Annotated in this window: 16 protein-coding genes; 11 read left to right on the forward strand and 5 right to left on the reverse strand. The window is 74.4% G+C overall.

Translation table 11 applies throughout. The features are described from left to right. Window positions 1–501 precede the first annotated feature (501 nt). Window positions 502–933, reverse strand: a complete 432-nt coding sequence (locus AB0F01_RS29105) for a hypothetical protein (protein WP_362101903.1) — start codon at window positions 931–933, stop codon at window positions 502–504. Window positions 934–1,542: 609 nt separating this feature from the next. Between AB0F01_RS29105 and AB0F01_RS29110 the strand changes: the two genes are divergently transcribed. From AB0F01_RS29110 to AB0F01_RS29120, 3 genes are all read left to right on the forward strand, one after another. Further along, window positions 1,543–2,085 (forward strand): GNAT family N-acetyltransferase, encoded by a 543-nt coding sequence (locus AB0F01_RS29110; protein WP_362101743.1) that lies wholly within the window; start codon window positions 1,543–1,545, stop codon window positions 2,083–2,085. Window positions 2,086–2,183: 98 nt separating this feature from the next. Continuing rightward, window positions 2,184–3,026: a MurR/RpiR family transcriptional regulator gene (locus AB0F01_RS29115; protein ID WP_362101745.1), complete on the forward strand. Its 843-nt coding sequence runs from the start codon at window positions 2,184–2,186 to the stop codon at window positions 3,024–3,026. Between the two features lie 240 nt (window positions 3,027–3,266). Next, the gene (locus AB0F01_RS29120) at window positions 3,267–3,851 is read left to right on the forward strand and encodes a hypothetical protein (RefSeq protein WP_362101747.1); all 585 of its coding nucleotides are present in this window, start codon (window positions 3,267–3,269) and stop codon (window positions 3,849–3,851) included. Between the two features lie 281 nt (window positions 3,852–4,132). Here AB0F01_RS29120 and AB0F01_RS29125 read toward each other — a convergent pair whose 3' ends face one another. After that, window positions 4,133–5,566, reverse strand: coding sequence for a diaminopimelate decarboxylase (locus AB0F01_RS29125; protein ID WP_362101750.1), 1,434 nt, complete (start codon window positions 5,564–5,566; stop codon window positions 4,133–4,135). Window positions 5,567–5,688: 122 nt separating this feature from the next. Here AB0F01_RS29125 and hutU point away from each other — a divergent pair, with 122 nt between their 5' ends. The 4 genes from hutU to hutI all read left to right on the forward strand — a co-directional run bounded on the left by hutU (window position 5,689) and on the right by hutI (window position 11,280). Further along, window positions 5,689–7,353, forward strand: a complete 1,665-nt coding sequence (gene hutU / locus AB0F01_RS29130) for a urocanate hydratase (RefSeq protein ID WP_362101753.1) — start codon at window positions 5,689–5,691, stop codon at window positions 7,351–7,353. Beyond that, window positions 7,350–8,567: an allantoate amidohydrolase gene (locus tag AB0F01_RS29135; RefSeq protein ID WP_362101756.1), complete on the forward strand. Its 1,218-nt coding sequence runs from the start codon at window positions 7,350–7,352 to the stop codon at window positions 8,565–8,567. The genes hutU and AB0F01_RS29135 overlap by 4 nt, the downstream gene beginning before the upstream one ends. Next, the gene (locus tag AB0F01_RS29140) at window positions 8,564–9,928 is read left to right on the forward strand and encodes a formimidoylglutamate deiminase (protein ID WP_362101905.1); all 1,365 of its coding nucleotides are present in this window, start codon (window positions 8,564–8,566) and stop codon (window positions 9,926–9,928) included. Before AB0F01_RS29135 ends, AB0F01_RS29140 begins: the two co-directional genes overlap by 4 nt. A 179-nt stretch (window positions 9,929–10,107) precedes the next feature. Further along, on the forward strand, window positions 10,108–11,280 hold the full coding sequence (gene hutI, locus AB0F01_RS29145; RefSeq protein WP_362101760.1) for an imidazolonepropionase: 1,173 nt from the start codon (window positions 10,108–10,110) through the stop codon (window positions 11,278–11,280). 82 nt (window positions 11,281–11,362) lie between these two features. On the opposite strand, the gene AB0F01_RS29150 is transcribed toward hutI, so the two are convergent. Then, window positions 11,363–12,964 carry an RICIN domain-containing protein gene (locus AB0F01_RS29150; RefSeq protein WP_362101762.1) on the reverse strand — a complete coding sequence of 534 codons (1,602 nt, stop codon included), beginning with the start codon at window positions 12,962–12,964 and terminating at the stop codon, window positions 11,363–11,365. Window positions 12,965–13,155: 191 nt separating this feature from the next. Beyond that, window positions 13,156–14,082 (reverse strand): RNA polymerase sigma factor SigF, encoded by a 927-nt coding sequence (locus tag AB0F01_RS29155; protein WP_362101765.1) that lies wholly within the window; start codon window positions 14,080–14,082, stop codon window positions 13,156–13,158. Window positions 14,083–14,321: 239 nt separating this feature from the next. Between AB0F01_RS29155 and AB0F01_RS29160 the strand changes: the two genes are divergently transcribed. From AB0F01_RS29160 to AB0F01_RS29175, 4 genes are all read left to right on the forward strand, one after another. Further along, a complete protein-coding gene (locus tag AB0F01_RS29160; RefSeq protein ID WP_362101768.1) occupies window positions 14,322–14,699 on the forward strand; it encodes an STAS domain-containing protein in 378 nt (125 codons plus the stop codon). A gap of 253 nt (window positions 14,700–14,952) precedes the next feature. Continuing rightward, on the forward strand, window positions 14,953–15,552 hold the full coding sequence (locus AB0F01_RS29165; protein ID WP_362101771.1) for an ATP-binding protein: 600 nt from the start codon (window positions 14,953–14,955) through the stop codon (window positions 15,550–15,552). A 155-nt stretch (window positions 15,553–15,707) separates the two neighbouring features. Beyond that, a complete protein-coding gene (locus AB0F01_RS29170) occupies window positions 15,708–16,172 on the forward strand; it encodes a hypothetical protein (protein ID WP_362101774.1) in 465 nt (154 codons plus the stop codon). 91 nt (window positions 16,173–16,263) lie between these two features. Further along, window positions 16,264–16,623 carry a hypothetical protein gene (locus AB0F01_RS29175; RefSeq protein WP_362101777.1) on the forward strand — a complete coding sequence of 120 codons (360 nt, stop codon included), beginning with the start codon at window positions 16,264–16,266 and terminating at the stop codon, window positions 16,621–16,623. A 75-nt stretch (window positions 16,624–16,698) separates the two neighbouring features. Here AB0F01_RS29175 and AB0F01_RS29180 read toward each other — a convergent pair whose 3' ends face one another. Next, a complete protein-coding gene (locus AB0F01_RS29180) occupies window positions 16,699–18,237 on the reverse strand; it encodes an oligopeptide:H+ symporter (protein WP_362101780.1) in 1,539 nt (512 codons plus the stop codon). Window positions 18,238–18,705: the final 468 nt, after the last annotated feature.

Consider the following 18,705-nt stretch of genomic DNA (forward strand, 5'->3'; position numbering starts at 1 on the left):
CACCCCGGCGCTCCGGGACCGCACCCGCCCCCCCCTACTGCCGCGGGGTGGGGGGCTCCCGCCCCGGGGCGGGAGGCCGGGCCGACGTCCGCGCGGTCATGAGGACCCCGGGCTCCTCCGCCCCGCCGACCGGGGAAACCATCGGCCGGCGGCAGGCGCGCCGGGGTCTTCGCGTACCTGGTACGCGGGTGTCACGTGCACGCAGCACGCGCTTAACACGCGTCCGGCACAGTGAGGGATGTCGGCAAGGGGCGGTGGCGCACCCCCGGGCGCACAGCACCGGGGAGACATCGCTCCCGGCCGGCACCGAGCGGCGTCAGGACCTTCCGGAGCGGCTCCCGGATCTCCACGGACGCCACGGACGCGCTCCCGGCCGTGAGGTCGGCCCGCGTCCCTCGCGGGGACCGTCGTCGTCCCGTCCCCCGGCAACGGGGGAACGGCGGTCCCCGCGCATCCGATCCCGCCCGTACGCACCCTCCCGGCGCGCGCCGGGAGGCGGGGTCAGTCCTTCCAGCCGTCGTCCTCGCGCGCCCCGCGGCCGCCCCGGCCGCCGAAGAGGCCGGGATACATGCGGGCGGCCTGCACCACGTTCACGCCGACGATGCCCGCCCAGGTGACGAGCAGGCCGGGAAGCTGGCCCACGCCGCCGCCGATGGCGGACAGCGGCACCGCGAGCACCAGCGAGACGATCCCGAACCCGAACCGCTCGCCCCAGCTGTCCGTGGCCCTCGGCGCCCGCGAGTCCCGGGCGGCCGTCAGCTGCTGCTCGGCCATCTGCCGGCGCACCCGCCGCTCCACCGCGCCGTCGATGCGCTGGTCGACCTTCTCCAGGAACGAGTCGACCAGCGCGGACTCGTACTCCTCGCCCAGTTCCCTGCGGGCCTGCAAGGTGGCGGCGAGTTCCTTCTTCGCCTCGGCGTCCCGCGCATCCATTCCGGTCATGGCCCCCACGGTAGACAGGTGCCCCTCCGACGGCACTGGGGTTAGCCCCCGTCTCCGGCTCGGGCTGCCTGCCGGGTACCGGTGCCCGCGAGGCCCGGGGCCTGGAAGCCGGAACGAGGGCCGAAGGGCGGCGGCGGTCGCCGGGGAGACGGGGCTTCGAGACGGGGCGAGTCCGGACGGGCGCGCCGCCGGGGCGTCGGGGGAGGCAGAGGAGGAGGGGCGTCGGGGGAGGCAGAGGAGGCGGGGCATCGGGGGAGCGGCTGTCGCGGGGCGGGGTCGGACGCGCGAGGGGTGGGGCTGTTGCCGGGCGGGGGTGGACGGGCGGGCCGTGCGGCCGTGGCGCGGCGGGGCAGGAGGCGCGGACGTACGGTCCGCCGTCGCCCGCTCAGAGGCCGGGCTACCGCGGACGTACGGCCGCCGTCGCCCGCTCCGAGGCCGGGCTCGGACGAACCCGGCCGGGTGCCGCGTCGGCCCGGATATCCTGCGGCGTCGTCCGCGTCGTCCGCGTCGTCCGCGTCGACCAGGCCAGCCACACCGTCCACGTCGTCCGTGTCGACCAGGCCGACCGGACCGGCCACGCCGACCAGGAGGGTCCCCACCATGCCGAGCGCCGCCCCGCCCTTTCCCGCCCGCATCGAGCTCCGGGGGGAGGGGCTCGTGCTGCGGGACTGGACGGAGGACGACCTGCCCGCCATGCCCGCGCTCTTCGACCACCCGGACATCGCCTACTGGACGCCCCTGGCCAGCCCGTTCGACGGGGCCGCCGCCCGTGCCCGGCTGGAGCGGGACCGGCGCCTGCGGGCGGAGGGCAGCGTCGTCCTGCTCGCCATCACGGTCGACGGCCGCACCCCCTGCGGCGAGGTGATGCTCCGGCGCGGCGCCGGCGGCGTCGAACTCGGCTACGCGGTGGGCCCGGCGCACCGCGGCCAAGGGCTCGCGGCGCGGGCGGTGCGGGTGATGGCCGCGTACGCGCACGAGGAACTGGGCGCCGACCGGGTGATCCTCGAACTGGAGCCCGAGAACGCCGCCAGCGTCGCCGTCGCCACCCGCGCGGGCTTCCGGCCGCTCGACGTCCCGCTGATCGAGGGCGAGGAGAAGGGACGTCCCTACGCCCTGCAGACCTGGGGCCGAAACCTTCCCTGACCCGCTCGCCCGGCTCCCGGTGCGGTTGTATGGAGTCATGCAGGACCCGCGGGACGTGAAGAGGCCGCGAAGGTGAAGAGGTCGAGGGGGAGCCGCCCATGAGCGTCACCGACAGCCCTGCCGCGCGTCTGCAGGCGCTCTTCGAGGGGCACCGGCTGACGCCGACACAGCGGCGCATCGCGCACAGCATGGTGCGGCGGGCCGCCGACGTGCCGTTCCTGTCCAGCGTGGAACTGGCCGAGCTGGCCGGGGTGAGCCAGCCCTCGGTGACCCGGTTCGCCGTGGCGCTGGGCTTCGACGGCTACCCGGCCCTGCGCCGCCACCTGCGCGAGGTGGCGCCCGCCGACGCCGCGCCCCCGGCCGCGGACGCCAATGAGTACCAGCAGGCCGTCGAGGCCGAGATCGAGAACCTGCGGCACCTGGCGGAGGCGCTGGCCGACCCGGAGCCGGTCCGCCGGGCCGGCCGGGTGCTCGCGCACAGCCGTCCCCTGCCCGTCCTCGGGCTGCGGGCGGCCGCCGCCCAGGCGCACGGCTTCGCCTACTTCGCGGCCAAGGTCCACCCCGACGTGCGGCTGCTGAACGAGGGCGGCACGATGCTCCACGACCGTATCGACGCCGCCGCCCGGGCCGGTGCGGACGCGCTGCTGTGCTTCGCCCTGCCCCGGCACCCCCGCGAGGTGGTCGACGCCCTGGCCCGCGCCAAGGAGGTGGGGCTGACCGTCGTGACGGTGGCCGACTCCGCCTTCGCGCCGGTCGCCAAGGTGTCCGACCTGCTGCTGCCCGCCGCCGTCGGCACCGGGCTCGCCTTCGACACGGCGTGCGCGCCGATGCTGCTGGGGCGGGTGCTGCTGGAGGCGATGTGCGACGGCCTGCCCGACGCGCAGGCCCGCCTGGAGGAGTTCGACACCCGGGCGGCGGCGCGCGGCCTGTTCGTGGAGTGACGGCGGCGGACGCGGGAGCACGCCACCGGACGGCACCGGAGCGAACGGGGCCCGGAAGGCCTGAGGGCGCGGGGCCTGTCGGGGCCCGTCGACCACGGGGTGATGGGGCGGCGGCGGGCCGCGCCGATTCTCAGACTCGTCTCACCTTGGTTCGCTAGCCTGCCCCTCCCGGGGCGACTGCCCGGGAGCCACCCCGACGGGTGGGACGGACGTGTGGGACGGGAGAACAGGAGGCCGGACGTGACGCGCGGAGGACAGGGGCTGGCCCGGGTGGCCGTCGTCGTACGGGCCGGAGCCGCGCCACTGTGGTGGACCGGAGTGGTGGCGGCGGGCACCGGGGCGCTGGTGCCGGGCCTGACCGGACGGCGGATCGGTGTGCTGGCCGGTGCGGTGCTGTTCCTCGTCGCGGTGGCCGCCGTGGCGTACACGGGCCGGGGGCGGTACCGCGCCCTGGCCCGCTCGGCGGCCCGCGCGGGCAAGCACGACGTGCTCCAGGACCGTGCGGTGAGCGCGCGCAACTGGCGCCGCGGGCACCGCTGGTGGCTGCTGCTCGCCTTCCTCGCCGCCGTCGGCAGCGCGTTCGCGCTGCCCGCCGCGGGCGGCCTGCTGATGGCGGGCTGGGGTGTCGGCCTGTGGCTGAAGGCGGCCTGGGTCGGGCGGCTGGAGCAGGCCGACGACACCCTGCTCTGGGTGCGCGTCGACTGGCTCGACCGCCGCGCGGGCGGCCCCGCCGGCAAGCGGGTCAAGGGCTACCGCACCACCGGCATCGCCGCGGGCGACGCGGCCCCCGGCGGAGCCCGCCGCCGTGTCGCGGTGGCGGCCTGAAGGGCGTCCGCCCGGTGGCGTTCCGGTCGTGGCCCTGAGGGGTGTCCGCCCGGTGGCGCTCCGGTCGTGGCCCTGAGGGGTGTCTGCCTGGTGGTGCTCCGGTCGTGGCCTGAGGGGTGTCTGCCCGGTGGCGCTCCGGTCGTGGCCCGAGGGGCGTCCGCCCGATGGCGGCCTGAGGGTGTGCTCCGGTGGCGGCGCTGAGAGGCGTCCCGCAGCGAGGTGACCGGTACCCCGGTGCTCAAGGCGCGTCGGGCCGGCAGGTGCGTCGGCCCGGCAGGCCGTCAGCTCGGCGGGAGACGGGTCAGGGCGTCCGGGGAACCGCCGCCGGACTCGGCGACGATCTCCTCGACGGTTTGCGCGCGCCGGACCGGGGAGAAGACGATACCGCCCCTGCCGTCGGGGGCGAAGCCGTGGACGGCGGGCCGGGGGAGCGAGTTGTAGGCGTAGTGGTGGGCGAAGTAGTACGCGCCGGTGTCCAGGGCGGCCGCGTGGTCACCCTGTTCGAGCAGGGGCAGCGCCTGCTCCCGGGCCAGCCGGTCGCCCGCGAAGCAGGCCGGGCCCGCCACGTCCTGCACCACCGCGGGGCCCTCCTTCGGCCGGCCCTTGGCGTCGTAGGCGGCGATCCGCAGCGGCCAGGCCTCCGGCGCGTACACGGTGCGCGTCGCCACCTGCACGCCCGCGTGCGTCACCGCGACCGGCCGGCCGCCCGCGTTCTTGGTGTACTCGACCCGTGCCACGACGGTGCCGTGCTTGGCGAGCAGTGACCGGCCGAACTCGGTGACCAGCCCGTACCGCCCGTCGAACAGGCCCGGGACCGCCTCGCTCAGCAGCCGCGCGTACTGCGCGTGGGTGGGGTCGGTGGCGTCGGAGGCGAAGTTCACCGGGAGCCCGCCGCCGATGTCGAGGGTGTCGACCTGCTGCCGTCCGGCCTGCCGGTTGATCTCCTCCGCGAGGGCGTACACCTCCGCCACCCCGCGCGCCATCAGCGACAGGGCGATGCCCTGCGAGCCGGTGTGCGCGTGCAGCCGGGTCAGCCACGGCCGGTCCAGGTACGCCCGCACGACCCAGGCGCGGGCGCCCTCGTCGCGCAGCGCCACCCCGAACTTCGACGTCGCCGTGGCCGTGGACAGGGCCTCGATGGAGCCGGCCCCGACCTGCGGATTCACCCGGAGGCCGAGCGGGGAGCGGGTGCCGGACCGCGGTACCAGGGAGTCGAGGCGGGCCAGTTCCTGCGGGTTGTCCACGTTGACGGCGATGCCCAGGGTCAGCGCCTCGCGCAGTTCCCCCGGCGTCTTGGCGGGCGAGTCGAGCACGGTGTGCCGGGGCGGCACCCCCGCCGCCCGGGCCAGGGCCAGCTCGCCCGGACTCGCGACCTCCGCGCCGATGCCCTCCTCGTGCAGCAGCCGCAGGACCGGCACCAGCGGGGTGGCCTTCACCGCGAAGGCGTGCAGGACGGGCGTCCCGGGCGGCGTCACCGCCGCGAACGCGGCCGGCAGCTCCGCCGCCGACCGCCGGATCCCGGTGACGTCGAGCAGCGCCACCAGGGGCCGGTCCGGGTCGAGCAGCCCCTGCTCCACGGCCGCCCGCACGGCCGCGTCCCGCCGGCCCGCCGCCTCCACGGCCGCGCCGGAGACCTCCCCGTCCCTGCCCTCGCCCCCGTGGCCGCCGTCGTCACCGTGGCGGAAGCCGCCGTCGTTCTTCCCGTCGGTGCTCATGCGTCCAGCCAAACATCCGGCGCGTGCCCGTGTCGGCACACCGATGTATTGACTAGACCTATTCAGGCGGCAAGGATGTGAATATCCGTAGCAGCAGTCGTGGCCGTCCCAGGAGGCAGACCATGTCAGGACCCCGCACCGTCCGAGCGCCGCGCGGCACGGAACCGAGCGCCCTCGGCTGGCAGCAGGAGGCCGCGCTGCGCATGCTGCAGAACAACCTCGACCCCGAGGTCGCCGAGCACCCCGACAAGCTGGTCGTCTACGGCGGCACCGGCAAGGCCGCCCGCGACTGGCGCTCCTTCGACGCCATGGTCCGCACGCTGGAGACCCTCGAGCAGGACGAGACGATGCTCGTCCAGTCGGGCCGCCCCGTCGGCGTGATGCAGACCCACGAGTGGGCGCCGCGCGTCCTCATCGCCAACTCCAACCTCGTCGGCGACTGGGCCACCTGGGAGGAGTTCCGCCGCCTGGAGGCCCTCGGCCTGACGATGTACGGGCAGATGACCGCCGGGTCCTGGATCTACATCGGCACCCAGGGCATCCTCCAGGGCACCTACGAGACCTTCGCCGCCGTCGCCGCCAAGCGCTTCGGCGGCACGCTCGCCGGGACCATCACCCTCACCGCCGGACTCGGCGGCATGGGCGGCGCCCAGCCGCTCGCGGTCACCATGAACGACGGCGTGGCGATCTGCGTCGACTGCGACCCGCGCGCCATCGACCGCCGCATCGAGCACCGCTACCTGGACGTGAAGGCCGACTCGCCCGAGCACGCCCTCCGGCTGGCCGTCGAGGCCCGCGACGCCCGCCGCCCGCTGTCCATCGGCGTGCTCGGCAACGCGGCCGAACTGCTGCCGCGGTTCCTCGCCATGGGCGCGCCCGTCGACATCGTCACCGACCAGACCTCCGCCCACGACCCGCTCGCCTACCTGCCCGCCGGGACCGCCTTCGAGGACATGGCCGAGGCCGCCGAGAAGGACCCGGCCGGCTTCACCGCCCGCGCCCGCGAGTCCATGGCCCGGCACGTCGAGGCGATGGTCGGCTTCCTGGACGCCGGTGCCGAGGTCTTCGACTACGGCAACTCGATCCGCGGCGAGGCCCGGCTCGCCGGGTACGACCGGGCGTTCGCCTTCCCCGGCTTCGTCCCCGCCTACATCCGCCCGCTGTTCTGCGAGGGCAAGGGCCCCTTCCGCTGGGCCGCCCTCTCCGGTGACCCGGCCGACATCGCGAAGACCGACCGGGCGGTCCTCGACCTCTTCCCCGAGAACGAGTCGCTGGCCCGCTGGATCCGCATGGCCGGTGAACGCGTCCACTTCCAGGGCCTGCCCGCCCGCATCTGCTGGCTCGGCTACGGCGAACGCGACCGGGCCGGCGAGCGGTTCAACGACATGGTCGCGAGCGGGGAACTCGCCGCCCCGGTCGTCATCGGCCGCGACCACCTCGACTGCGGCTCCGTCGCCTCCCCGTACCGGGAGACCGAGGCCATGCGGGACGGCTCCGACGCCATCGCCGACTGGCCGCTGCTCAACGCCATGGTCAACGTCGCCTCCGGCGCCTCCTGGGTGTCCCTGCACCACGGTGGCGGCGTCGGCATGGGCCGCTCCATCCACGCCGGCCAGGTCACCGTCGCCGACGGCACCGCCCTGGCGGGCGAGAAGATCCGGCGCGTGCTCACCAACGACCCCGGCATGGGCGTGATCCGGCACGTCGACGCCGGGTACGACCTCGCGGAGTCGGTCGCGGACACCCGCGGCGTGCGCATCCCCATGCGTGAGGGTGACCTGGCGTGAGCTTCCACCGCATGTGGGCGGAGCTGCTGCCCGTCGGCCGCGACGTCGGCACCGGCGGCTACCGCCGCTACGCCTGGACCGGGGCCGACGCCGACTGCCGGGCCTGGTTCGAGGAGCAGGCCCGCGCCCGCCGGCTCACCTACGAGACCGACCGCAACGGCAACCAGTGGGCCTGGCTCGGCGACCCGGCCGCCGGGGACGCCGTCGTCACCGGCTCGCACCTGGACTCCGTGCCCGACGGCGGCGCCTTCGACGGCCCCCTCGGCGTGGTGTCCGCCTTCGCCGCCCTCGACGTACTCCGCGACCGGGGCGCCCGGCCCACCCGGCCGCTCGGCGTCGTCAACTTCGGCGACGAGGAGGGCGCCCGCTTCGGCCTGGCCTGCGTCGGCTCCCGCCTCACCGCCGGGCAGCTCACCCGCGAACAGGCCCACCGGCTCACCGACGGCGAGGGCGTCACCCTCCCCGAGGCCATGGAAGCCGCCGGGTACGACCCGGACGCGATCGGACCGGACCCCGAACGCCTCGCCCGCATCGGCGCCTTCGTCGAGCTCCACGTCGAACAGGGCCGCGCCCTGGACCTGTCCGGCGACCCGGTCGGCATCGCCTCCGCCATCTGGCCGCACGGCCGCTGGCGCTACGACTTCCGAGGCGAGGCCAACCACGCCGGCACCACCCGCCTCGCCGACCGGCGCGACCCCATGCTGCCGTACGCCGAGACCGTGCTCGCCGCCCGCCGGGAGGCCGAACGCGCCGGTGCCGTCGCCACCTTCGGCAAGATCGCCGTCGAGCCCAACGGGGTCAACGCCATCCCCTCCCTGGTGCGCGGCTGGCTCGACTCCCGCGCCGCCGACCAGGCCGCCCTCGACACGGTGACCGCGGCCGTGGAGAAGGCCGCCCGCGACCACGCCGCCGAGCACGGAGTGGAGCTGGACGTGGTGCGCGAGTCCTTCACGCCCGAGGTCGGCTTCGACCACGCGCTGCGCGACGAACTCGGCCGCCTCCTCGCCCGGGACACCGGCCACCGGGTGCCCGTCCTCGGCACCGGCGCGGGACACGACGCCGGAATCCTCTCCGCGCGCATCCCGACCGCCATGCTGTTCGTACGCAACCCCACCGGCGTCTCGCACTCCCCGGCCGAGTTCGCCGCCGAGGACGACTGCGTGGCCGGGGTGATCGCGCTCGCCGACGTACTGGAGGGACTGGCGTGCAGGTGACGCAGGACAGCAGCACGGGCGGCGGCGCCGCGCGGACCTACTGGCTGGAGCACGCCTGGCTCGGCGACCGGGTCGAGCCGGGCGTCACGGCGGAGGTCCGGGACGGCGTCCTCACCGCCGTCGTCCCGGGCGTCACCGCCCCGCCGCCCGGCGCCGAGGTGCTGCGCGGACTCACGCTGCCCGGACTGGCGAACGCCCACTCGCACGCCTTCCACCGCGCCCTGCGCGGCATCGTCCAGGTCGGCAGCGGCACCTTCTGGACCTGGCGGGAGGTCATGTACTCGGTCGCCGACCGGCTCACCCCCGACAGCTACCACGCCCTCGCCCGCGCGGTGTACGCCGAGATGGCCCTCGCCGGGATCACCGCCGTCGGCGAGTTCCACTACCTGCACCACGGTCCCGGCGGCACCCCCTACGCCGACCCCAACGCGATGGGCGAGGCCCTGATCGCCGCAGCCGCCGAGGCGGGCATCCGCATCACCCTCCTCGACACCTGCTACCTCTCGTCCGGCTTCGGGAAGCCCCCGAACCACCACCAGCTCCGCTTCTCCGACGGCACCGCCGACGCCTGGGCCGACCGCGTCTCCCGCCTCACGGCGCCGGACCACGCCCGGATCGGCGCCGCCATCCACTCCGTACGCGCCGTGCCCGCCGGGCAGTTGGCGACCGTGGCGCGCTGGGCCGAGGAGCGGCGGGCCCCGCTGCACGTGCACCTGTCCGAGCAGACCGCCGAGAACGACGCCTGCCGCCGGGCGCACGGCCGCACCCCGGCCCGACTGCTCGCCGACCACGGCGTGCTCGGCCCGCGCACCACCGGCGTCCACCACACCCACCTCACCGACGAGGACGTCTCCCTCATCGGCGGCAGCGGCACCGGCACCTGCATGTGCCCCACCACCGAACGCGACCTCGCCGACGGCATCGGCCCCGCGGCGGCCCTGCAGCGCGAGGGGTCCCCGCTCTCCCTCGGCTCCGACAGCCACGCCGTCGTCGACCTGCTCGAGGAGGCCCGCGCCCTGGAGCTGAACGAGCGGCTGCGCACCCGCACCCGCGGCCACTGGACGGCCAACGCCCTGCTGCGCGCGGCCACCGCCGACGGGCACGCCGCCCTCGGCTGGGACCGGGCCGGCGCCCTCGTCACCGGAGCAGCCGCCGACTTCACCACGCTCGCCCTGGACTCGGTCAGGACGGCCGGACCGCCACCGCGACTCGGCGCCGAGACGGCCGTCTTCGCCGCGACGGCGGCCGATGTGCGCCACACGGTGGTGGGAGGCCGGCACGTCGTGCGCGACGGGGTGCACACCCTCGTCCCCGACGTACCGCGGGCCCTCGCGGACGCCGTCCGGGCCCTGCACTCCTGACGCCCGCACGCCGGAAGGCCACCCGCCCGACGCCCGCACCCCTGACGCCCGGACCCCTGTCGCCCGCGCCCCCGACGCCCGGACCCCCTTCGCCCGCACGCCCGAAGGCCGCTTTCCCGAGGACCGCACAACCCCCGCCGCCCGTCGGAAGCGCCCACCGAGCCACCCACGAGGACACCATGAGCAGCACCCTCATCACCGACATCGCCACCCTGGTCACCAACGACCCCTCCCTCGAACGGGACTCCCCCCTGGGCCTGATCCGCGACGCGGCCGTCGTCATCGACGGCGACCACGTCGTGTGGACCGGTGAGGCAAGCAAAGCACCCGCCACTGACAACCGGGTCGACGCCGGCGGCCGGGCGGTCCTCCCGGGCTTCGTGGACTCCCACTCCCACCTCGTGTTCGCGGGCGACCGCACCGAGGAGTTCAACGCCCGCATGTCCGGCCGCCCCTACAGCGCGGGCGGCATCCGCACCACCGTCGCCGCCACCCGCGCCGCCACCGACGCGGAACTGGAGGCGAACCTCACCCGCTACCTCGCCGAGGCGCTCCGGCAGGGCACCACCACCTTCGAGACCAAGTCCGGCTACGGCCTGACCGTCGCCGACGAGTCCCGCGCCCTGCGCCTGGCCGCCCGCCACACCGACGAGGTCACCTACCTCGGCGCCCACATCGTCGCCCCCGAGTTCGCGGACGACCCGGCCGCCTACGTGGACCTCGTCACCGGGGAGATGCTGGACGCCTGCGCGCCGCACGCCCGCTGGATCGACGTCTTCTGCGAGAAGGGCGCCTTCGACGGCGACCAGGCCCGCGCCGTCCTCACCGCGGGCCGGGCCAGGGGCCTGCACCCGCGCATCCACGCCAACCAGCTCACCCACGGCCCCGGCGTGCAGCTCGCCGTGGAGGTCGACGCGGCCAGCGCCGACCACTGCACCCACCTCACCGACGCCGACGTGGACGCCCTCGCCAACAGCCGGACCGTCGCCACGCTGCTGCCCGGCGCCGAGTTCTCCACCCGGGCCGCCTGGCCCGACGCGCGCCGCCTGCTGGACGCGGGGGCCACGGTCGCGCTGTCCACCGACTGCAACCCGGGCTCCTCGTTCACGTCCTCCGTCGCGTTCTGCGTCGCCCTCGCGGTGCGGGACATGGGGATGTCACCGGACGAGGCCGTCTGGTCGGCCACCGCGGGCGGCGCGGCGGCCCTGCGCCGCACCGACGTCGGGCGCATCGCCCCGGGCGCCCGGGCGGACCTGGTGCTCCTCGAGGCCCCCAGTCACGTTCACCTCGCCTACCGCCCCGGCGTCCCGCTGGTCGCGGGGGTGTGGCGGCGCGGCGCACGCCTGGTGTGACCGGCGGGGTGTGGCGGCGCACACGGCGGGGGCGGGTTCCCTGCCCCGCCCCCGCCCTCGCCGCGCCGCCGTGCGCGCCCGTTCAGTTCCCCGCCCGCCACCGCTGGTCGGCCCGCCCCGTCTCGGCCACCAGGGAGACGGCGCCGCCGCCGGACGGGGTGAGCGCGTGGTCCGGGGCGATCGCGGGCCGGATCACCCCGCGGGCGTCGACCGCGAACCGCAGGTTCTGCCCGTTGCGCCCGTCGACCGAGGCGCACTCCCAGATGCCGGCCCCGCGGTCCACCGCGCCCCGGCTGTCCAGGCAGTAGTCGGGATCGGCGGCGGACTGGAGCACCCCCCGCCCGCTGTCGAACCGCCACCGCTGGGTGCGGGAGGAGTCGCAGGGCGCGGCCACCACGTCGGTGCGCTTCTCCAGGACGCCGCCGCGGATGTCCAGGCACAGGCCCCGGGCCACGTTGACGACCGGGGCGTAGGCGGCGCCCGGCGGCGGGTACGCGGGCGCCTCGCGGGTCGGGGACGGGGTGGCCCGGGGCGGGTGCGAGGCCTCCGGCGGCCGGGTCTGCGACGGTGACGGCGACGGCGTCCTCGCGGGCGGGGAGGGCGTGGCGGACGACGACGGCGTGGCCGTCACCGTCACCGGCGGAGGCACGGGCAGGGTGACGGACGATCCGGCCGTGTCCTCGCCCGCGGGCGCCGCGGGCTCCGCCGGCGGCCTCACGAACAGCAGCAGCGGCAGGACGCCCACCCCGAGCACCGCCGAGGCCAGCACCAGGCGCCGGGACCGCGGCAGCGACCGCAGGGCGGCGAACCTGGACCCGGCCGGTGCCGCGTCGCCCGCCCCGGCGGCGTCCGGCCCGGACGGAGCCGGGGCCCGGCCGGCGCGTGCCGCGTAGGCGGTGCCCGCCCACGGCAGCAGGCCCTCCGCGAGCGTGGCCGCCGGGGCGTCGCGCAGCGCGCACAGCTCCTCGTAGGCCGCCGTGCAGGCGGAGCAGCGGGCCCGGTGGGTGTGCAGGTCCGCGCTGTCGCGCGGGGCGTCGGGGCGCACCGCCTCCGTGATCAGCCGCCGGAAGTCGGCGCAGCGGGGATCGTCGGAGGCGGCCAGCCGGCCGCGCAGGCACGCCTGGCCGAGCGACTGCAGTGCGGAGTCGGTGCCCTGGGCCACGTCGCGGCGGGCCACGCCCAGCAGGGCGGCCGTGCGGTCCGCGCTCTCCCGCTCCACGACCCCGTACCAGAGCAGGCCCTGGGTCCGGTACGGCAGTGTGCGGAACGCGGCCAGCATGGGCGGCACCGGTCCGCCGGGGCCGGAGGAGGTGAGGAGCAGGTGCAGTCCGGGGTCGAGCCCGCCGGCCCGTCCGTCGGCGGCCCAGGAGGCGGCGACGCGGGCGGTGAGCAGCAGCAGGTGGTGACGGAGCGGGCCGCCGGGGTCGCTGCCGCGTGCGGTCTGACGGGCCGCCAGGGTGAAGGCCTGGGCGGCGAGTTGACGTGCCGTCGAGTCGCCGGTGGCGCACTGGCGGGCGTACGCGTGCACGGCAGGGCCGTGCCGGGCGCGGAGTTCCTGCAGGGCCGCGTAGGCGGCCGCGGTGTCGCCGCGCAGCAGGTCGGTCAGCCGGGTGTCGGATGCGCCCGTGTGCGGGCCGGGGGGTGTCGCGCCGTCACCGTGGACCGTCTCGTCGCCCGCGCCCATGCACGCCTCCTCGCGTCACCGGGTCCGTGCCCCGGCGTTCCTGACCTACCGGCCAGTTTGGCGAGCCCATAGTGGAGGAAGACGGCGTGCGGCAAAAGGGGTGACCGTGGGTAACGAGAGCGCCCCGCGCCCGTCCGGAGGCCGGTGCCCCGGAAGGGACCGGTGCCGGGCGGACGCGGGACGCTGTCGGGTCACTCCTCGACGGTCAGACCCTTGCGCAGTTTCACCAGGGTGCGGGAGAGCAGCCGGGAGACGTGCATCTGGGAGATGCCGAGCTCCTCACCGATCTCCGACTGGGTCATGCCGGCCACGAAGCGCAGCGACAGGATCTTCCGGTCGCGGGCCGGCAGCTCGGCGATCAGCGGCTTCAGGGACTCGACGTACTCGATGCCTTCGAGGCCGTGGTCCTCGTAGCCGATCCGGTCGGCCAGCGCGCCCTCGGCGTCGTCCTCCTCCGGCTGGGCGTCCAGCGAGGAGGCGGTGTAGGCGTTGGAGGCCGCCATGCCCTCGACGACCTCGTCGTTGGTGATGCCCAGGTGCGCGGCGAGCTCGGCCACTGTCGGCGCGCGGTCGAGCTGCTGGGCCAGTTCGTCACCGGCCTTGGCCAGGTCCAGCCGCAGTTCCTGGAGCCGGCGCGGGACGCGCACGGACCACGAGGTGTCGCGGAAGAAGCGCTTGATCTCGCCGATGATCGTCGGCATGGCGAACGTGGGGAACTCCACCCCGCGCGACATCTCGAAGCGGTCGATCGCCTTGATCAGGCCGATGGTGCCGACCTGGATGATGTCCTCCATCGGCTCGCTGCGGGAGCGGAAGCGGGAGGCGGCGAACTTGACCAGGGCGAGATTGAGTTCGACGAGCGTGTTGCGTACGTACGAGTACTCGTGGGTGCCTTCGGCCAGCGATTCGAGGCGCTCGAAGAGGGTCTTGGACAGGGCCCGGGCGTCGACCGGGGCCACCTCGTCGTACGGGGGGATCTCCGGGAGACCGGCGAGCAGATCGTCCAGGACGACGGGGTCGTCGTCCGGCTCGATGGGAATCAGATGTTCCGGAGAGTGTGTCGACGTCGCTGTATGGGTAGGCGATGCGTCGAGCCGGGGTGACATGATGTCCTCCATCGTTCTCGGCATATGGCTGCCGAAGCCAAATACGTGCACTGCGGTGTGCGGCGCCTCCAAAGCCGGCCGTGTCGGGTACGTGTCTTTACTAGCCCTACCCGCTTTGCCGAGCCCGCCGCAAGTGCGTTTTGTTGGTATATGTCCGTTTGCGGGGGATTGTTCGGCTGTCGAAGCGCGGCGGGAAGGCGTAATGTTCGAGAGCGTCAGCAAGCAGTCACGACGGCAGGAGAGAGAGCGGCATGGACCGCGGGACGGTCGGCAGCGCACAGTCGGGCCGGCTTCTGGTCGAGGTGCGAGAAGAAGGCCCCAGTGCCGTCGTGACACCGGCGGGTGAGTTGGATCACCACACCGCCGATCTGTTGCGCGAGCCGCTGGAGGGCTGCCTCGCCAAGGGATTCAAGAGGCTGGTCATCGACTGCTCCCGGCTGGAGTTCTGCGACTCCACGGGGCTCAATGTCCTGCTCGGTGCCCGGCTGAAGGCCGAGGCGGCCGGTGGCGGGGTGCACCTCGCGGGCATGCAGCCCGTGGTGGCGCGGGTGTTCGAGATCACGGGCGCGGACGCCGTGTTCGCCGTTCACGACACGCTCGAGGCGGCTCTGGCCGACGATCCCGCGTGATCCGTACGCGCGGGCCGGCCGTGAGCGGCGAGGGGTGCTCCGGCGGCCGCGGTGACACGCGTGATCCCGCCGACGTGTCTTTTCGTGCGAATACGGGGGTGTCCCGTCCGTGCCCCCGGGCAGGAGACATGCTGAACGGATCGGAAGCCGTGGTCATGGCGCCGGCGAGAACCGGCCGGGCCGTTCACGGCGTGACTGACTGAGCATGGAAATTTTGAATGGTGAACTGGTGACACGGTGAGGTGAAGCGCTGATGAGCACCACCCGGCCCTACCCGCCGGGCGACCGCGGTGCGGAGCCCAGCGGCGCTTCCGGTGCGTCCGGGGGCACCGCGCAGGTGTCGAAGGCGTCCGACGGGGGAAGGGCCGCACCGTCCGGGCAGCCCGCCGCGGCGAAGGCGTCCCAGGCTCCGCCGGGCACGGACACGACGGCCCGGCCGGTGGGGCGGCAGTCCCGCAGACTGAACTTCGACGACCAGAGCGGCGTCGTCCCGCTCGCGCGGGACTTCACCCGCCAGGCGCTGTACGCGTGGGGCTGGCTGCCCGCCGCCGGCGCCGAACAGCGGGCCGCCGCCGAGGACGTCCTGCTCGTCGTGTCCGAACTGGTCACCAACGCCTGCCTGCACGCCGAGGGGCCCGACCAGCTCGACATCACCTGCGACAACAAGGTGATCCGCGTCGAGGTCACCGACCGGGGCACCGGCCAGCCGGCCCCGCGCACCCCGCACCGCGCCGGCCGGCCCGGTGGCCACGGCATGTTCATCGTCCAGCGGCTCTGCCTGGACTGGGGCGTCGTCCGCACGCCGGGCACCGCGGGCAAGACCGTCTGGGCCGAACTCGGCGCGCCCGCCTGACAGCTCCACGACCGCCTCACCCCGCCCTCGCCGGATCACCACGGATCCGGCGTGCGCCTTCTCTTCCCTCCTCCGGACCCGGGCGTACCTCGACCGCCCGATCTGATACGCCGTCAGGAAGCGTGCCGGCAGGAGCGTCCGGAGTGAGGGGACCCGTGCCGTACCCGAAGCGAACCGCCGCGCTCGCGTCCGTCGCGGCCCTGGCCGGCTCGGCGGTGCTGCTGACCGCGCCCGTGGCCCGGGCCGACGTCGTCGATGTCGACTACCGGTGCAAGACACCCATCGGCGACGTGCGCGACCCGGTCTTCCGGGTCGGCACCTCGCGCGGCGTCCACGCCCCGCAGTGGCAGGACCTGCCCTGGCGCGGCACCGTCGAGCCGGGCGGCACGGCCCGCGTCGGCCTGCCGGTGGAGCTCACCGCGGGCGCGCACGGCGACTGCACCGTCACCCTCACGTACGGCGGCCGGATCCTCGCCGAGGAACCCTGGACCGAGCCCCGTGCACCCCCGCGGGGGCCCGGTCCGGGTGAGCCGGTCGGGTTTCCTCAGCTTTCGCTCAGAATCCGGCGCTGCGTTTGTTCCGACGATCATGAGGCGTATAACGTCGCGTCGTTCGCGTGAGTGAACACCAAGTGATGTTGCGCCGGGCGCAACGGAGCACGTGACGACCGACCAACCGTGCTCCTCGTCCGGCGCCGGGAAGAGGAAGCGAATGTTCTGGGGGAAGAAGGCCGCCGGCGGTGCGCTGGCCGCCGTGCTGATGGCCACCGGTACGAGCCTGGTGACCGCGGCTCCGGCCGAGGCCGCCGCCGCGAAGTACGCGTGCAAGGCCGAGGTGCATCTGGACCTGGGCCGGCCCAAGGCCACGTCGTCGTGCAAGAAGTCCGGCTCCGGCAAGAAGGTGAGCAAGCACCGCGTCAAGCTGGTGTGCGACGTCGTCCGTGGGCGGGGCACCCCGCACTCGGTGCCGTGGACGCTCTACGGGCCGTGGAAGAAGCCGGGGCAGAAGTCGACCGTGAAGTGCGGGTTCAGCAGCTTCACCCGGTCCTGGAGCGTGCAGACGAAGGCCTGACGGCCGGACCGGCGCACGGCAGGGGCCGCCGCACCCGAGGGGGTACGGCGGCCCTGCCGCGTCCGCGGGGTGACGTCAGTGGACGTCGCCCATCCGGGACTTGACGTTGCGGCGGTACATGAAGACCGCCACGCCCGCGAGTGCGGCGAGGGTCGCCTGCACGGCGACCGCGGCGGAGCCGCTGAGGTCCACGCCGCCGACGGCCGGGTTGGACATCAGGCCGGTGACCGAGTCGCCCGCGGTGACCGCGAGGAACCACACGCCCATCATCTGGCTGGCGTACTTGGCCGGCGCCATCTTCGTGGTCACCGACAGGCCCACCGGCGAGAGGCACAACTCGCCCACGGTCATGAAGAAGTAGATGCCCACCAGCCACATCGGGCTGACCGCGGTGCCGTCGGCCGCCATGGCCAGCGGGATCAGGAAGAAGAAGAACGACACGCCGATCAGGATCAGCGCCATCGAGAACTTCACGATGGTGCTCGGCTCCTTGCCCCGGCGGTTCAGCCACAGCCATGCCGATGCGAAGACCGGGGCCAGCGCCATGATGAACAGCGGGTTCAGCGACTGGTACCAGGAGGACGGGAAGTCGAAGCCCAGCAGCGAACCGGAGGCCTTGCCCTCACCGAACGCCTGCACCGTGGAAGCGCCCTGGTCGTAGATCATCCAGAAGACGGCGGCCGCGACGAAGAACCAGATGTAGCCGGTCATCTTCGACTGCTCGTCGGCGGAGAGGTCCTTGTCGCGCTTGATGCGCAGCAGCACGCCCGCCGGGACGAGCAGACCGATGACGGTGAGCGGGATCATCGCCCAGTTCAGGGTGAAGTGACCGGTGAAGCCGACGATGCCGTAGAAGACGGCGGTGACGGCCGTCCAGACCAGGCCCTTCCGCAGCCAGGCGGCGCGCTCCTGCGCGGCCAGCGGTTTGGGGACCACGCTGCTGACCGGGCTCAGGTTGCGGGTGCCCAGCAGGAAGGCCGCGAGGCCGATCGCCATGCCGACCGCGGCCATGCCGAAGCCGAGGTGCCAGCTCACCTTCTGGCCGACGGTGCCGATGGCCAGCGGGGCGAAGAAGGCACCCATGTTGATGCCCATGTAGAAGATCGTGAAGCCGCCGTCGCGCCGCGGGTCCTGCGGGCCGTCGTACAGATGGCCGACCATGGTGGAGATGTTGGCCTTGAGCAGGCCGGAACCGACCGCGACGAGTGCCAGACCGGCGAAGAACGGCGCCTCGCCGCCGGGGAGGGCCAGCACCACGTGGCCGGACATGATGGTGACGGCGGCGATGGCCACCGTCCTGCGCGGCCCCCAGACGCGGTCGCCGAGCCAGCCGCCGGGCATCGCGAGCAGATAGACCATCGCCGAGTACACGGAGACGATCACGGTGGTGGTGGCCACGTCCATGGCCAGACCACCGCCCATGCTGTCCTTGCCCGCGTCCGGACCGCCGGACAGCAGGTAGACGGTGAGCAGGGCTTTCATGCCGTAGTAGGAGAACCGCTCCCACATCTCGGTCATGAAGAGAGTGGCCAGTCCGCGGGGGTGGCCGAAGAAGGTCTTCTCGGTGCCGGGGGTACCCGGGCCGGCCGAATCCTTCGTCAGGCTGGACGCCATGGTCGTTCCTCGTGGGTCGGGACGCGTCAGCGCGAAGGTGCACGCGCCCGGTGGGGGGAGCCGGCACCGGCGGGCCGTGCCGTCCACCCCACGCCCGGGGGAGTCCGCTCCGGATCGCGGAGCGGCGGACGGCGACCACCGGGATCCACGCCTTCCGCGCGGCGATGCGCGCGACAGGCCCGGCAACAGGTCGTTCCTTCCGGGACCGGCGGGGAGGGAACCCGCACCGGACCGCACGCAAAAGAGACCTTCGGCGTCAACTGCGCCAAAGGTCCCCGTGGTGCAACAGGCGTTGGTTCACCATACGGCAGGACAGTGCGGGACAGCACAGGACATCGGCGGACTTGAGACGTGAATCACAGGTTTTCGGGCGGGTCGATCGCCCTTTCGAAGGTCTCCTCACCTTCGCACCCCGCAGCCGCAGGACGCACGCCGGGGCGCCGCGAGCCCCCGCACGGTTCCCGGCGG

It is taken from the genome of Streptomyces sp. NPDC029526, assembly GCF_040637405.1.
GTDB lineage: Bacteria > Actinomycetota > Actinomycetes > Streptomycetales > Streptomycetaceae > Streptomyces.

Coding starts and splice junctions, on each gene's coding strand:
- AB0F01_RS29105 (WP_362101903.1), bottom strand. CDS start 933: ATGGATGCGCGGGACGCCGAGGCGAAGAAGGAACTCGCCGCCACCTTG.
- AB0F01_RS29110 (WP_362101743.1), top strand. CDS start 1,543: ATGCCGAGCGCCGCCCCGCCCTTTCCCGCCCGCATCGAGCTCCGGGGG.
- AB0F01_RS29115 (WP_362101745.1), top strand. CDS start 2,184: ATGAGCGTCACCGACAGCCCTGCCGCGCGTCTGCAGGCGCTCTTCGAG.
- AB0F01_RS29125 (WP_362101750.1), bottom strand. CDS start 5,566: ATGAGCACCGACGGGAAGAACGACGGCGGCTTCCGCCACGGTGACGAC.
- hutU (WP_362101753.1), top strand. CDS start 5,689: ATGTCAGGACCCCGCACCGTCCGAGCGCCGCGCGGCACGGAACCGAGC.
- hutI (WP_362101760.1), top strand. CDS start 10,108: ATGAGCAGCACCCTCATCACCGACATCGCCACCCTGGTCACCAACGAC.
- AB0F01_RS29150 (WP_362101762.1), bottom strand. CDS start 12,964: ATGGGCGCGGGCGACGAGACGGTCCACGGTGACGGCGCGACACCCCCC.
- AB0F01_RS29155 (WP_362101765.1), bottom strand. CDS start 14,082: ATGGAGGACATCATGTCACCCCGGCTCGACGCATCGCCTACCCATACA.
- AB0F01_RS29160 (WP_362101768.1), top strand. CDS start 14,322: ATGGACCGCGGGACGGTCGGCAGCGCACAGTCGGGCCGGCTTCTGGTC.
- AB0F01_RS29165 (WP_362101771.1), top strand. CDS start 14,953: ATGAGCACCACCCGGCCCTACCCGCCGGGCGACCGCGGTGCGGAGCCC.
- AB0F01_RS29175 (WP_362101777.1), top strand. CDS start 16,264: ATGTTCTGGGGGAAGAAGGCCGCCGGCGGTGCGCTGGCCGCCGTGCTG.
- AB0F01_RS29180 (WP_362101780.1), bottom strand. CDS start 18,237: ATGGCGTCCAGCCTGACGAAGGATTCGGCCGGCCCGGGTACCCCCGGC.